The 13,011-nt window shown below is 45.7% G+C and carries 13 protein-coding genes; 3 read left to right on the top strand and 10 right to left on the bottom strand.

From position 1 onward, the window contains the following. Positions 1-69 precede the first annotated feature (69 nt). Together KIH41_RS17060 and KIH41_RS17055 are read right to left on the bottom strand one after the other, a co-directional pair. On the bottom strand, positions 70-819 hold the full coding sequence (locus KIH41_RS17060) for a LytR/AlgR family response regulator transcription factor (RefSeq protein ID WP_214163187.1): 750 nt from the start codon (positions 817-819) through the stop codon (positions 70-72). Next, positions 788-1,891 (bottom strand): histidine kinase, encoded by a 1,104-nt coding sequence (locus KIH41_RS17055; protein ID WP_214163186.1) that lies wholly within the window; start codon positions 1,889-1,891, stop codon positions 788-790. The genes KIH41_RS17060 and KIH41_RS17055 overlap by 32 nt, the downstream gene beginning before the upstream one ends. Before the next feature lie 30 nt (positions 1,892-1,921). Between KIH41_RS17055 and KIH41_RS17050 the strand changes: the two genes are divergently transcribed. Continuing rightward, complete coding sequence (locus KIH41_RS17050) at positions 1,922-2,074, top strand: hypothetical protein (protein WP_214163185.1); 153 nt, start codon at positions 1,922-1,924, stop codon at positions 2,072-2,074. A gap of 146 nt (positions 2,075-2,220) precedes the next feature. Here the strand turns inward: KIH41_RS17050 and KIH41_RS17045 are convergent, their stop codons facing one another. From KIH41_RS17045 to KIH41_RS17025, 5 genes are all read right to left on the bottom strand, one after another. After that, entirely contained in the window at positions 2,221-2,412 is a 192-nt protein-coding gene (locus tag KIH41_RS17045; protein WP_143961300.1) for a hypothetical protein, read from the bottom strand. A gap of 153 nt (positions 2,413-2,565) precedes the next feature. Then, positions 2,566-2,814, bottom strand: coding sequence for a hypothetical protein (locus KIH41_RS17040; RefSeq protein WP_214163184.1), 249 nt, complete (start codon positions 2,812-2,814; stop codon positions 2,566-2,568). Between the two features lie 342 nt (positions 2,815-3,156). Then, positions 3,157-3,390: a hypothetical protein gene (locus tag KIH41_RS17035; protein WP_213946831.1), complete on the bottom strand. Its 234-nt coding sequence runs from the start codon at positions 3,388-3,390 to the stop codon at positions 3,157-3,159. Next, entirely contained in the window at positions 3,378-3,830 is a 453-nt protein-coding gene (locus KIH41_RS17030; protein ID WP_246539202.1) for a DUF5675 family protein, read from the bottom strand. The genes KIH41_RS17035 and KIH41_RS17030 overlap by 13 nt, the downstream gene beginning before the upstream one ends. Beyond that, a complete protein-coding gene (locus tag KIH41_RS17025) occupies positions 3,830-4,573 on the bottom strand; it encodes a hypothetical protein (protein ID WP_143961303.1) in 744 nt (247 codons plus the stop codon). The genes KIH41_RS17030 and KIH41_RS17025 overlap by 1 nt, the downstream gene beginning before the upstream one ends. 914 nt (positions 4,574-5,487) lie before the next feature. Between KIH41_RS17025 and KIH41_RS17020 the strand changes: the two genes are divergently transcribed. Both KIH41_RS17020 and KIH41_RS17015 read left to right on the top strand, forming a co-directional pair. Next, positions 5,488-5,970, top strand: a complete 483-nt coding sequence (locus tag KIH41_RS17020; RefSeq protein WP_214163183.1) for a MauE/DoxX family redox-associated membrane protein — start codon at positions 5,488-5,490, stop codon at positions 5,968-5,970. A gap of 331 nt (positions 5,971-6,301) precedes the next feature. Beyond that, a complete protein-coding gene (locus KIH41_RS17015; protein WP_214163182.1) occupies positions 6,302-6,556 on the top strand; it encodes a hypothetical protein in 255 nt (84 codons plus the stop codon). 44 nt (positions 6,557-6,600) lie between these two features. Here the strand turns inward: KIH41_RS17015 and KIH41_RS17010 are convergent, their stop codons facing one another. The 3 genes from KIH41_RS17010 to KIH41_RS17000 all read right to left on the bottom strand — a co-directional run bounded on the left by KIH41_RS17010 (position 6,601) and on the right by KIH41_RS17000 (position 12,879). Continuing rightward, positions 6,601-7,929, bottom strand: a complete 1,329-nt coding sequence (locus KIH41_RS17010) for a RagB/SusD family nutrient uptake outer membrane protein (RefSeq protein ID WP_214163181.1) — start codon at positions 7,927-7,929, stop codon at positions 6,601-6,603. A 91-nt stretch (positions 7,930-8,020) separates the two neighbouring features. After that, the gene (locus KIH41_RS17005) at positions 8,021-11,245 is read right to left on the bottom strand and encodes a SusC/RagA family TonB-linked outer membrane protein (RefSeq protein ID WP_214163180.1); all 3,225 of its coding nucleotides are present in this window, start codon (positions 11,243-11,245) and stop codon (positions 8,021-8,023) included. 5 nt (positions 11,246-11,250) lie between these two features. Then, on the bottom strand, positions 11,251-12,879 hold the full coding sequence (locus KIH41_RS17000; RefSeq protein WP_214163179.1) for a TlpA family protein disulfide reductase: 1,629 nt from the start codon (positions 12,877-12,879) through the stop codon (positions 11,251-11,253). Positions 12,880-13,011 lie beyond the last annotated feature (132 nt).

Raw genomic sequence — 13,011 nt, 5'->3', positions numbered from 1 at the left:
TTTCTTACGGCTCCCCTCTCCGGTCTCCGGTCTTCCGTCTTCGGTCTTTTTCCATCCAACATCCGACACCTAATACACGTATCTCTCCCGGAAGTACTCCAAAAAACCCTCCTTATACGTTCTCCCTATAGGTATCTTATCATAATAGCTCTGCTGGAAATATACATGCTCCTGATCGACAGACTGAATTTTCCTCAGGTTTACCAAATAAGACTTATGAATCCTTATAAAATGATAATTCCTAAGCTCCTCCTCCAGTAGGTTTAGGCTCTTATCGCTGTAGTATTTTTCATTTTCCACCATAATTTCCGGCCTGTCACCTGCTCCCACGATGAAATCAATTTGACTCACATTCAGCTTGGTAAATCCCTTGTATTTAAAGTGCCTTACCATAAGAAATTCATCCTGGTTGGGTTTGACACGAGTAGCAGTAGTCTCTTTCAGCTGGCGAAGCTCCACCCACTCCTTGGCTTTGTGCAAGGCCTTGGTAAGCCTGCCAATTTTGACAGGCTTAGCCACAAAGTCCACCACCTCCAAGTCAAAGGGATCCTGGGCTTCGAGCTTTTTGCCACTTACCAAGATCACCGGAATATGCATGGCCTGCAGTTCGGCCGCAAAGGCCAGTCCGTCCAGTCCTGCCATCTGCACATCCAATACCATGATATCAGGCGCTGCCTTTTGTATTTGCGACAAGCTTGCTACAGGGTCAGTGCTGCTGAGGCACACCGAAAAATAGGGCAACCTGCCCACCAATGTCTCCAATAATTCCAGGGAGCCGATTTCATCATCAACTATCCCTACCTTCATCACCTTTTCCATAATAAATAATTAAATCCAATACATATAAATCATTTTCAACCCGTTCATTTAACCTAAAATTCTCCTTAAAATGATACTGCAGAATCTTTCTACAGGCCTTTAGCCCAAGGTAAAAAGACTTATGCTTTTGACCTTGTTTCAACTTATTGGTAATCCCAATTTGCAATACACTATCCCATTCCTCTTCAATATTACAAGATATGGAAATATGTGCACGGTCTGCAGGGTCACTTAATAAGCCATGCTTAAAAACATTTTCAACTAAGGTGGGCAGCACTCTCTTTGGAAAAAACAACTGCTTGCTCAGGTCTTTGTCTACCCCATTTACCAAGTTTATATACAAGGTCCCCCGTTGGGCATATCTGGCTGTCTTGATAAGTTTCTTGACCAGCTTGATCTCATGCCACAGATAGGACTGATGCCCCTGTGCCTCCACAGCATACCTGAATATTCCGGCCAGATTGGTCATCTTCTTATACAGCCTTTCCGAAAAAGGAAGCAACTCAGCACCAAATGATTGCAGGGAATTGAAAATGAAGTGCGGGTCCAGCCTGCTGCACAACAGGTCTATTTCTATCCGCTTCCTTTCCTCTATCATCTCAGCCATGTGATAATCGGCCACAAAGATGATCACCGCCAGGGTGATTCCTCCTGCCCATCCCACCAACTGCTGAAACCTCCAGTATTCGTGGACACAAAGCGCCCAAAAGCCCTCCTCTAAACCCAGGCAAATTTGGTCCACCCACACTTTGCTCATGATAAATATGGTGTAGAAAATTATGGTACCATACAGTTTCTTGAGTGGAGGGCACCTTACGCAGAGCCATATAAATACGATAAAACTGATCCCATAGAAAAAAACAAACAGGAAGGCAAGATTGAGCAACACATAATCGAAGGGCAGATACTCCTCCCCAAAATATGGCGTACTGAGGTAACTGCTCACGATATAAAACATCCAACCCAGAATATGTAAATACCAAAACTTAACATATAGCAGATACAGCATGTCGTTGACCCGGTGAAACCCGTAGTTGACAGATCTCGAAGAAATTCCATTGATTAAATCCATATACTTGAGGACAATTAAAATTTAAAAATTATGATAACTAATTCACAAGCAAAACAATTCTCCATTACGAGAAAAGACACCAGAAGCTCCACATTGATCAACATGATTGCTGAAAGCCCCACCCAAAGGCACAAAGTAGCCTATAGTCTTTTTACTCTATGCAAACCCAGTATAATCAGGTAACGGATCTAAAACAGTAACCCATGGTTCATCTTAGGATGGTCGTGGACCTTTCCAAACACCGGATATTCCTCCGGTTGGGTTTAGCAACCCAATAGCAAAAAAGTGCAGCCTTGGAGGTAAGCTCTCCACCAGCTGCACTTTTCTTTTTATTTACTCATGTAACCCTGTAGTGAAGCCAGAGACACTCCATGGTATTCGGCATAATCTTCAAAAGTAACCACCTGATGGGGCAACTTCTTGAAAAATTCCTTTATTTTTCTTAACAGGTCATAGGCGTAAGTTCGGCCCTTACCCGTTATTTCCATGATGTCCTGGGCGTGGATTACTCTACGTCCCATACCCTCCAATCCAATCCATTTTAAAATCCAGATTATCAGCCAAGCCTAATCGCCCAGCAGTAGAATTCATCAATGCAATTAAATCTTTCTTCATATTATAATGTAATGGTTTATATCTACAAATTAAAATTTAAGTCTTATATCTCCAAACAATTAGTCAATAATTTTGTTACCGGTCAAATTACCGGAATTATCACCATCCTGCTTGGCAAACTGGGCCACTGCTGACAATACTGTGCCTCCAGTGAGTATATATCCACCCACCAGTGTGATCGAGGCCGGCAAACTCACGGGCGCCGCCAATATTGCAGTACCCACTCCCATTAATACCATACCCACCTTCTGTATCCTCTTGAAAAAAGGAGGCGTAGGCGCATTCCATCTTTGTTGTATTTCGTTCATATCTAGTTTGTTTAAAGTTTCTGATTACGTGGTTGTCATTGTTGTCCGCTGTTCCGATGCTGCGCATCGAAAGGCGCTGTTGTCATGGTTGTCAGATCGAGCATCTTGGCGGGCCATTGTAGCCAATTTTGCCCATTCGGTTTTTTAACCTTCAGTACTAGTGCACAGCGCACAATACTCAGTGCTCAGTGCTCAGTGCTCAGTGCTCAGTGCTCAGTGCCCAGTGCTCAGTGCCCAGTGCTCAGTGCTCAGTGCTCAGTGCCCAGCACACCGTTGTAGGAACGTCTCCGACTTCGCACCCGTTTTATGGACTCTCCCACTTCGCTGCTCCGTACTCATGGTTCAGATGGTGTCAGTCGCCCCTCTTTCGTCTTGACGGCGCACCCGCTCAGGGCGGAGCCATTCTTTGATAATGCGCTGTTCGGCTTTGAGCCACACACACAGGTCCCTGAGCTCCCTTTGCTCCTCCCGCATCTTCCTGAAATCCAATATCAGCAGATGGAGAAAATAAGCAAGGACAGAAAGGAGGAGGGATATAATCCCCCCTACCATAATGGACAGATTTATTCCATCCATGACAGCTCATACTGCGACAGATTGAGAGCAGCGTCTGGATAGCTCCTTATCTCCAGAATCACCTCCTCTCCCCCGTCTATTGCTGCATAAACCATCTCCTTAAACTTCTCAAAAGCAACCCGGCTTTTGCTCCCCTTTCCCTCCCCGGTGATCTTACTTACCGGAGCCAAGCACCCCCTCAGGTGCTGCAGCGCATCATTGGCAGGATGGATGAGGATCAGCGAGCGGTTGGGCACATCCTTCACCTCGACATGCCAACCCCACTTTTCGCTATACCGCTTTGCCAGTTTATACACCCCTTCCGGGATACAGCTCATATTGGGCCGGTTGCGCCGCCAGGGCAGCTCTATAAACTTGCCCAGCTTATAGTCTTCCACCGTCAGCGTGCCATTGGTACCGGCCGGCCAATACTCCCTTTCCAAATGAAGTTGCAGCGCCATTAGATTACCTGGATTATTTTGGCCGCATTGTGTGCGCCGTTGTTCAGCGTATAGGTTTTGCCGTTGACCTCCTGGAGAAATTCCACTCCAAGGGCAAAGAACTGGAAATCACCGCCTCCCTCACTTTTGGCCACGGTGAGCTCCAAGCCCTCCAGGGCATCAATACTCAGCTTATGTACCGGGCTGATCATGATTTGGGAAGAATTTTCACCATTTTGGAAGTTCACTCCCGTACCCACCAAAAACATCCGGAAATCAGTGGCCCCATTGGGTCTTGATAGATACTTCCTCGGGGAAAACGCGTCGAAGGCTACTTTCAGGTCAGCCCCTTCGTCCTCCACATTGAATTTGGCGTAGATGGTGGCCTCAAACATACAGTTGTTGCTGAACTGAAACCCTGTGAAGAGTCCCATCTCCCCGTTTTCAATTCTTCTTTCCCCTCTATCCGATAGCGTGTCGGTCTTCAGTACCTTCAGCGCCTGGCTATATAGCCTATTGTGCGTCCGAAGGTCACGGGCCCTCACGGTAATCTCCCTAAAGGCATCTTTGAGAAGTTTGGCTCCAGAGGCGGCTCTGGCAAATTCCGCCAAATTTTCGCGGGTCCTTTCAAAAGCATCATCGTTCATGATTCGCTCCTTGCTGATACCACCTTTCTGACGGGCGTGGTATCCGTTTTTCCCCTTAAAAAAAGTAACATCCCCGATGGTACCTTCCAACTTTATAAAACTCGATTGTCTTGCCATTTATTTATGGTTTTATTTGTTTAACATGCCCAAAGATTACCCTAAATAATTGACCGTCAAAATGTTGGCGGACTATACGGACTATACGGATTCTTAGGTACAATTAGGACAGACATAAGTATTAATCACCATTAAAAAGTAATTATTTCAAGCCCCCTGTCCACTACCTAACCTATATCAAAGTTACAGTTACCCTGGGGTAAAGTTGGGGTAAAGCTGGGGATAAGCTGATTACCCTTCTTGGTTTATGGCTTACTTTTTCCCTTCGGGGAAAGTTTATGGTTTACAAAAAACCGAAATCCTAAAACCTTAAACCATACGCGCGCAGCAAGTAAACGGCGAAGCCAGAACCGGCGCAGCCTTTTAAACCATAAGCGGCGAAGCCAGGACCGGCGAAGCCAAGTCCCCCTCCGGTTTATGGCTTACTTGGGCCCCTGCGGGGAAAGTTTATGGTTTATGGGTTCACGGTTCAGTGTTCAGTGATCAGCCCTGGATCCAACTGTGAACGATTAACCCTTAAGCGGCGCAGCCAGGACCGGCGAAGCCAATTCCCCCTCCGGTTTATGGCTTACTTTTTCCCCTGCGGGGAAAGTTTATGGTTTATGGGTTCACGGTTCAGTGTTCAGTGTTCAGCCCTGGATCCAACTGTGAACGATTAACCCTTAAGCGGCGCAGCCAGGACCGGCGAAGCCGTTAAGCGGCGAAGCCAAGTAAACCATAACCGGCGCAGCCATTTAAACCATAAGCGGCGAAGCCAGTAAACGGCGAAGCCAAATAAACAGCGAAGCACGCGAAGATACGTTCACCCCCCAAAACCCGTCGTTTGGCGGATTTGGAAGCGTGGAAATTTAATAATCCATAACTTTCTTAAAAAATCAATAGCGCTCATTATCAGCTATATAGATGCAAAAATTATGAACAGGATTCAAAACTTTCTTCCCTTGGCCGCCTCTCTCCTACTTATCATACTTTTGGGATATACCGGCATTGCCAAACTCACCGACTTTGCCAGTTTCCGCTCAGCCATGCAAAACCAGGAGATTCCGTTGGATTGGGCGAGGCAACTGGCTTGGGCGATTCCAATGGTCGAGATGCTTCTTGTGGGATTATTACTTTGGGAGAAAACAAGAATCTGGGGATTCATAGGTTCACTGGCTTTACTCACAGTATTCAGCACGTATGTTGGCCTTATCTGGATCGGCAGCTTTCCCAGGGTTCCCTGCGGTTGTGCAGGCATCTTCGACTCCATGAGCTGGGGGGCGCATTTGGTAGTAAACCTGGTCTTTGTAGCCATCAGCGCTGTAGGAATCTACCTCTCCACCACAATGCCTGGTGAAGGTCATCAGGAAAGTGGGGACAGGTTTAAAGGTTTAATTTCCGCCTCCCGCATGAGGTAAACTAAGCGGAAGATGAATGGATTAACGCAAAGCAATGAGTGGGTTTATGGTTTATGGTCCGCTAAAGCGGACGGTTAAAGTTTAAACCGAGGCACGTAAACCATAAGCCATAAACGTCCTCGAAGAGGACAATAAACTATAAACAAAATTCCGCCTCTTCCAAAGTGAGGATAGGAAGCTCACTAATTCAGGCGGAACAAAGGGGCCGGTCCGGCTCCTACACGAGACAAGGCCTCGCGCAGCCAAAGCTCTATCGGACCAACCGCATGCATGCATTAAATCGATTAGTTAACCCAACGGTAGTACGCTACTGTTACAACATTTTAAAACAATGAAAAAAATCGTAAAATCGCTCCCAGCTCTAGGATTGGCGCTGGCAGCAAGCATGGCATTTGCTTTCAATATGCCGAGTTCGACGCAAGACCTTTATGGCCTTGATCCCGAACATGGATGGATTAATATCAATGAAATGCCTCCAGGTGCAAGCTACTCCTGTGATAATTCAGGCGACTGCCTGTATGACGGTGTAAACGGAACCCCGGTTACATCCGGTACTTTCAGGTATATTCCACCTACTCTTAAGTAGAGTGCCAAAAATGGGACAACCCTCGGGTTGTCCCATACATACTTTTATAATTCGGGATTCATTTCCGTCTCCCGCTGTGGCAAAGGAAAAGCATAACGCCCGTCATTTGGCGGTAGATTATACATAGCCTCTTCCACCTCCCTTGTTAGGGCTTTTTCTAGGTTTTCATGTCTGTTCAGCCTTTTAAGATCCATGAACCTTTGCCCCCGAAATGCAAGTTCCTTCCTTCTTTCAATCATTATGCTTTCCAATAAATCCTCAGTTCCTAGGTCCAATGGATCTACATAGGAGCCAGCTTCGTATCGGTTTTCCATAAGTAATGCAAGCTGGCCTGCCGCTTCCGAAATATTCCCCAACCTTGCCTTACACTCCACCAAGATCAATAGGACTTCCGCACTTGTGATACCTGTAAACAATCTATTGGTCCCGGTATAATTCCCACTGAAAATATAAAAACCGTTACCCCTATCCTGAAGAAAAGCCCTTCTCCTATAATCATTCTCACCAAACAGGTTAAATAATTCAGGACTAACCTGACCTTGAAGGGAGGATAGGAAAAAATACGAACTTGCCCTGCTATGGTATATTACCTCCTCACCAAAAATCATAAATGGATTGGGCCTATCTAAATCAATTTCCGCAAAATCCATAATGTATGGATTCGTAGTCCATGCCTTTTCAGCATAGCTTAATGCCGCTTCATAATCCCCCATTGCCAAGAACACTCTGGCCAATAAGGCTTCCGCTCCTGAAGTAGTAGGTCGTGAAGGAAATACTTCAGTGCGGGGCAATAACTCCAAAGCCATCTCAAGATCTCCGAGTATCTTATGATAGGCTTCATTAACCGAAGACCGGGAAAATCTTTGGTTCACATTTGAGGAAGTCACCAACGGGATCCCCAATGATGCCTGATCTGCCTGAGCAGAATAGACAGGTGAAAACATCGATACCAAGTTAAAAAAGGCATAGGATCTGTAAAACAGTGCAGCACCTCTGAGCCCTTCATCAACAAGCCCCAGCTCATCCATCCGGTCCAGTACCAGGTTGGAATAGAATATTTGTTGGTACGGAGTAGACCAGCAAGGGATAATATCCACATCCGCAAGCGGATTTTCAGCCCAAGTATAGACTGCCTGCTCCATGGCGTTCAATGCCCGAAACCCCTGCTCCGCAAAATAAATATCATCCGTAGCCAACAGGGAAAGGGACGGCGTTTCATTCATGATATTTCCATTGTCCAAAAGAGCCCTCAACTCTTCCACGCTTTCGGGCACCACCAACGCTAAGTCCGGTTTTACATCCAGAAAATCCTCACACGAGGTAATCATGAGTGTTCCAAACATCCAAAGAAATATATGTTTCAAGTTTTTCATTTTATTAATTTTTAAGAGTTAAAGGCTTCCGGAATCATTTGATAAATCAATAAACCTTATGAAGAAAGTGATCCGGAAGCCAATGTTTTTATTAGAAATCTGCCCTTAACCCCAAGGAAACCGATGTCAAAGGACGCATGGTCCGAAAATCCGGATCCAATGGATCATCCGAAGCCTTCCAAAGCACACCAAGATTATTGATGTAACTGTATATTTCCAATCTGGAAATGGAGTGCCGCTTGAAGTTTACATTTGGAAAGGTATAGGAGACGTTTATATCCTGAAGCCTTACGTGGTCGCCCCTTTCCACTAGCACCGAAGAAAGCTGATAAAATGTATCCCTGTTGCCTATTGCCGTCAAGGGCATGGAGGGTATATTGGTGAACGCCTCATCCCCAGGTGCCTGCCATCTCTTTGAGAAATCACCATGCCCTCTCATACCGGAAAATAAAGGCCCGTAAGAAATGCTTTCCCTCTTATAAAAATACCCTAGCCTATAGCTGATGTTCATCGATAAGGTCAGCCTTCCATAAGAAAAATTGTTTCTTACCGAACCAAAATATGTAGGTCTGCCAGAGCCATGAAAGTTGATATTATCCCGGTTTGCAGAAGCAAAAATAAGGGCATAATCCGAAGATGCTTCCCCGTTTACATATCCCATGGGGTCACCGGTGTCTGGATCAAGACCTGCCCAAGGATAACTGTAAACTCCAAACAGCGGTCTCCCCTCCATCGGTACGGCCTGACCCAATGAGGTACCGTAACGGAGATAGTTTTGAAGGTTGACTTCAGTCCCGTACGAAGTTACCTTTTCGTTGACATGACTCGCAATTAGATTGGTAGTCCAATTGACTTTTCCCCGGAGGTTAACAGTGTTTAATGCTAGGTCAAACCCATAAGTTCTGGTATCCGCATAATTTCCCCTGAAATTCAACACACCTGAACTTGGAGGGAAAGGGGTATCCCCAATCAGATCAAGCCCCTCTTTTTTATACAGTTCTAGGTGGCCTTCCAATATCCCGTTTTTAGACTCGAAATCAATCCCAAAATTTGATATTTTAATCCTTTCCCATCTAAGCTCCGGATTCGGCGGATTTACTATCTGAGCGTAGGGCAAAGGAATGCCTGCCAACAGATTGTTTGTACCCGCAGCAAAATATCGGGCAGTGGTATAAGCAGATAGGGTCCGGTCTATATTTCCATTATACCCATATGTGTATCGAAACTTCAAGTAAGGAAGGGATTCCAAACCGTAGAATTTTTCGTTACTTACAATCCAGCCACCACCCACAGACCAAAGCGGCACCCTCCTTTGATTGGTTTCCACGCCAAAGAGGTTGGAGGCATCCATTCTTGCTGATGCTGACAACATTAACCTGTGGTCATACATGTATCCCAAGTTGGTATAATAAGATAAAAACCTGTCCGTCCTTCCAATATGAGACACATTGTTGGGTATATTTTGCTGCATCACTGGATTGTAATACATTCTGAACCTGTTGACAAAATCAACTGGAGAACTCACGCCTATCCGGCTGTCATATCCATAATACCGCATTCCATTGCCTGACAGATTTAAATCCTTCACTTCATATCCAGCCAAATAATTCAATTCATGCTTTTCATTAAAAACGGTATTGCCTTTCAGCTGGGCCCTCAAACTATGGCTGATAGATGAACTTTCTGAAATATCCAGCATCCCTCCTTCCGGGATGGCCCTTGAAAGACTGCCATCCGTTCCAGTCTGGGTAAACCTATTGATCATGTTTCTAACAAAATAGGATTCCAATGGCCGGTGATGGCTTCTGTCCGTATTGTTTGACCAATATTGATAAAGAACCTCTCCGGTAAGCCCCGGCAGGATGTTATAATTCAGCGCCAAATTGGCCCGGTTGTCGTTTACAGCAGTCCTGTTTTCGTAAATTCCAATTTCAGCTAAGGGTACAAATCTCCAATCCATTAATCCCTGACCCGCAAGTCCGTCAATATACCCCTGCCTATGATCCCTGATGAGAGGCAGACCTCTTCCCTCAGCATCTGCCAATCTATCGTACGCATATCCGGCGTAGGCTCCTTCAAAAGGAAGTTCTGTGCTTAAATTAGAAGACGACCCAGTATGGAATACCATCAGATCAACATTCAACCGGTTGTTTAAAAATCTCCAATTGTTCCTTGCTGAAAAGGTCATCCGGTTATCCCTGTTGCCAATGACTTCCTGGTTACTCCTGTCATACCCCAGGGAAATGTTGTAGGAATGGTTGGTAGATCCTCCCGATACTTGCAGGGATTGTTGAAGGTGGACAGGTCTTCTATAATAATACCTTTCCAGGTCGGACCGGACATCATGCGTTGCCAATTGGCCCAAGAGTGTATTTGTCTCTCCAGGGCTAGAGATACCATCTCTTTGCCTAATCAGTGCCTCAACCACTGGTGAAAGTGCCGGCCTGTTTACATTGTTTTCGGCATTGTTAAAGACCCCCCGTTGAAACAACATGGACTCCACCCCTATTACTTCTCCGGAACTCATAAGAGGTCTATAAAATAGATCTGGAAATTCTGACACCGTCGCATTCGAATTCAAGGAAATTTTGGTTGGTGTGTTGAATCCCCCTTTTTTGGTGGTGATCACGATCACCCCGTTCCCTGCTTGAGCCCCCCAGATGGAAGCTGCTGCAGCATCCCTGAGGACGGTAATGCTTTCTACATCGTTGGGATTTATATTTTCAATCGGCCCGTCATAAGGGAAATTGTCAATGACAATCAAAGGCATCGTGTTGGCAAACAGGGAACTTCTTCCCCTGATGCTTAAAGGGTCTCCAGCGGAGCCTGCATCACGGTTAAAAACCAGGCCCGGCGTCACATCCTCAAGCCGTTCAAGAATATTGGGGCTCACCCTCCTGTTTACCAATTCCTTGTCCACCTGTACAAAAGAACCCGTCAACCTTTCCTTGGGCAATTCCTGATATCCCGTGGATACCACCTCGACTGTCTCCAGATCAGCACTGGCTTCTTCAAGGTATACTTCAAGTGAAGCATTTGCAGGCATCCGGATTTCGATTTCTTGCGTCACATACCCTAAAAAACTGATCGAAAGGTTATGAAGACCTCCGGAAAGCAAGAGTGAAAAATTACCGTTTTCATCAGTTACGGTACCGTTTTTTCTGTCATCCGACATCACAGTTGCCCCGGGCAATCCAGTGTTGTCTACTTTTAGCATTACAGTTCCCCTTAAGGTGAACGTCTCCGATCCGGCCTCCTGGCCGATGGCACTCCCACAGATTAAGTAGGCAAGCCAAATCAGTAATGTTTTTTTCATAGGTTTTATTTTTGGGATTTATTGTTGGTATTTATTGATTGTGCATTTTCTATCTCCCTTTTAAGAAGTTCTTTCCGCATGGGAAGCCCCTCGGCCTTGTATAGCCGCCCACTTTCATCAAGGATCAACTGATGGGGGAAACTATAGACATTGAAGTGTTTCAGAATAGAGTGTGAAAGCCCACCTGTATTGAGATGCTTGATGTTGCTGCCCTCAAAGGGGGCAGAGGTGACCATGTTTTTCCAATATTCCCCGTTGTTTCCGGCCTCTACGGTCACCAGTAAAAAATCAGCATTGCCTTCCAGGCTTTTTGCCAATGGAAAAAGCTCCTCTTTCATCAGGTTTAAACTAGCCTTGCAGCCAGCTGTCCAAAACTGCAGCAATACAGTTTTGCCCTCAAAGGAGGAAAGGGCCACTGATTCACCCTCAGGATTTTCAAGATGGAAGTCGGGAATGGGTGCCCCGGGGGTATTTCTGTGCAACAATACGGACAGATAATCTCTCACCCCTTTCTCCTTAACTTCCGAAAGAGATTCAGACAGTCTTTCGGCAGCAAGGGGCATGCGGGTAAAGTTCCGTGCAAAATACATCCCCAGGAGGCGGTCCCTCACTGGTCCTTTCTCGAGTTTGAAAATCAGTTCATATGGATCTTTCTTTTCTACAACCGCCCGGGCATGTTCCAAGTCAAACCTGTGCTGAAGGTACCCAAGGGAAAAGATGCCGATATGTGCAGGTACAAAGTCACTCGGAATTGAATGGATATACCGATAGTAAAAGCTGTCTAGAGCGGGAATGAACTCAGGGTCTTCCACCAGCGGAGAAAAAGAATAGACATACTTATAAAAGGACATGGTAATTGCCGAGTATTCCCTGCCCCTAATGTCCGCTTCCAAAATCCGGAAGGCTTTATCTGATAGCTTCGGTTTGTAGAATTTCAATATTTCCTGGGCGCCCGAAGGGTTGCCCAAAGTCTCCATCTTTTTTATCAACAAGGCAAGTTCATCTTGGCCTCTTTCGATGATTTCCAATCCACGCTTAAAAGTGCTATTGGCAGCTTCATATACTTTTCTGTCCTCCTCATTAGCCAATGCTTTTTCACGGTGCGAAACCGTCATTTTTTCCGGGTTAGAAAAATATGTCTCTTGTATGGCAAGGTCAATGGCATATTGACAGCGGAACTTATCAGAACTTGGCCCTCCAAACAGCACCCTGTTCATTTTCATATCCAAATGGATCATGATACTGTCACCGGGCTCCACCAGATACCTGTCCAGGATTGCTTTATCCTTGTAAATCAAAGACAGCCGGGCGGGAGAGGATATCTCAGGGATATCAAAATTAAACACACTGGTCCTGGGTGCCCCTGCAAACAACTTCCCCTGTTCAGGGATCATTTCAAATATTAAAGGAGATGGGTCTTTAAGCGATTCATCTATATAAGAATCCCAGAATTTCAGCACCACCTTTTCTGGCTCACCATGAGTCGAAATATGTCCATACACCACCACCGGCGCCCCGCCGACCTTTTCGGCGGAGCTTTCAGGGTGGCCGGCAACTTCCTGCCCTACTACTATTTCTACTCTCCCAAAAAGACATACCAGTCCCAGGAAGAAAAAGATCATTCTTTTTTTCATCGTATTATTCGTTAATATTTTCCGTAAATAATTCCCCCGTTGGAAGCGCTTGTCCCGAGAGCGTAGCGAATCGGGAGGGGCAGGGGGGATGTTTTTCGTAATCGCATCCCCCATTATTTCTCCTTAATCCTA

Origin of the sequence: Litoribacter ruber (genome assembly GCF_018500185.1) — a bacterium.
GTDB classification, from domain to species: Bacteria; Bacteroidota; Bacteroidia; order Cytophagales; family Cyclobacteriaceae; genus Litoribacter; species Litoribacter ruber.
Note: the sequence above shows the minus strand (reverse complement) of the source record. Positions and strands in the feature narration are given on the sequence as shown.

Bases quoted from the DNA above. Each gene is read 5' to 3' on its own strand.
- KIH41_RS17035 (WP_213946831.1), bottom strand. From the start codon at position 3,390: ATGGATGGAATAAATCTGTCCATTATGGTAGGGGGGATTATATCCCTC.
- KIH41_RS17045 (WP_143961300.1), bottom strand. From the start codon at position 2,412: ATGGGACGTAGAGTAATCCACGCCCAGGACATCATGGAAATAACGGGT.
- KIH41_RS17020 (WP_214163183.1), top strand. From the start codon at position 5,488: ATGAACAGGATTCAAAACTTTCTTCCCTTGGCCGCCTCTCTCCTACTT.
- KIH41_RS17005 (WP_214163180.1), bottom strand. From the start codon at position 11,245: ATGAAAAAAACATTACTGATTTGGCTTGCCTACTTAATCTGTGGGAGT.
- KIH41_RS17015 (WP_214163182.1), top strand. From the start codon at position 6,302: ATGAAAAAAATCGTAAAATCGCTCCCAGCTCTAGGATTGGCGCTGGCA.
- KIH41_RS17040 (WP_214163184.1), bottom strand. From the start codon at position 2,814: ATGAACGAAATACAACAAAGATGGAATGCGCCTACGCCTCCTTTTTTC.
- KIH41_RS17030 (WP_246539202.1), bottom strand. From the start codon at position 3,830: ATGGCGCTGCAACTTCATTTGGAAAGGGAGTATTGGCCGGCCGGTACC.
- KIH41_RS17050 (WP_214163185.1), top strand. From the start codon at position 1,922: ATGATAACTAATTCACAAGCAAAACAATTCTCCATTACGAGAAAAGAC.
- KIH41_RS17000 (WP_214163179.1), bottom strand. From the start codon at position 12,879: ATGAAAAAAAGAATGATCTTTTTCTTCCTGGGACTGGTATGTCTTTTT.
- KIH41_RS17060 (WP_214163187.1), bottom strand. From the start codon at position 819: ATGGAAAAGGTGATGAAGGTAGGGATAGTTGATGATGAAATCGGCTCC.
- KIH41_RS17010 (WP_214163181.1), bottom strand. From the start codon at position 7,929: ATGAAAAACTTGAAACATATATTTCTTTGGATGTTTGGAACACTCATG.
- KIH41_RS17025 (WP_143961303.1), bottom strand. From the start codon at position 4,573: ATGGCAAGACAATCGAGTTTTATAAAGTTGGAAGGTACCATCGGGGAT.
- KIH41_RS17055 (WP_214163186.1), bottom strand. From the start codon at position 1,891: ATGGATTTAATCAATGGAATTTCTTCGAGATCTGTCAACTACGGGTTT.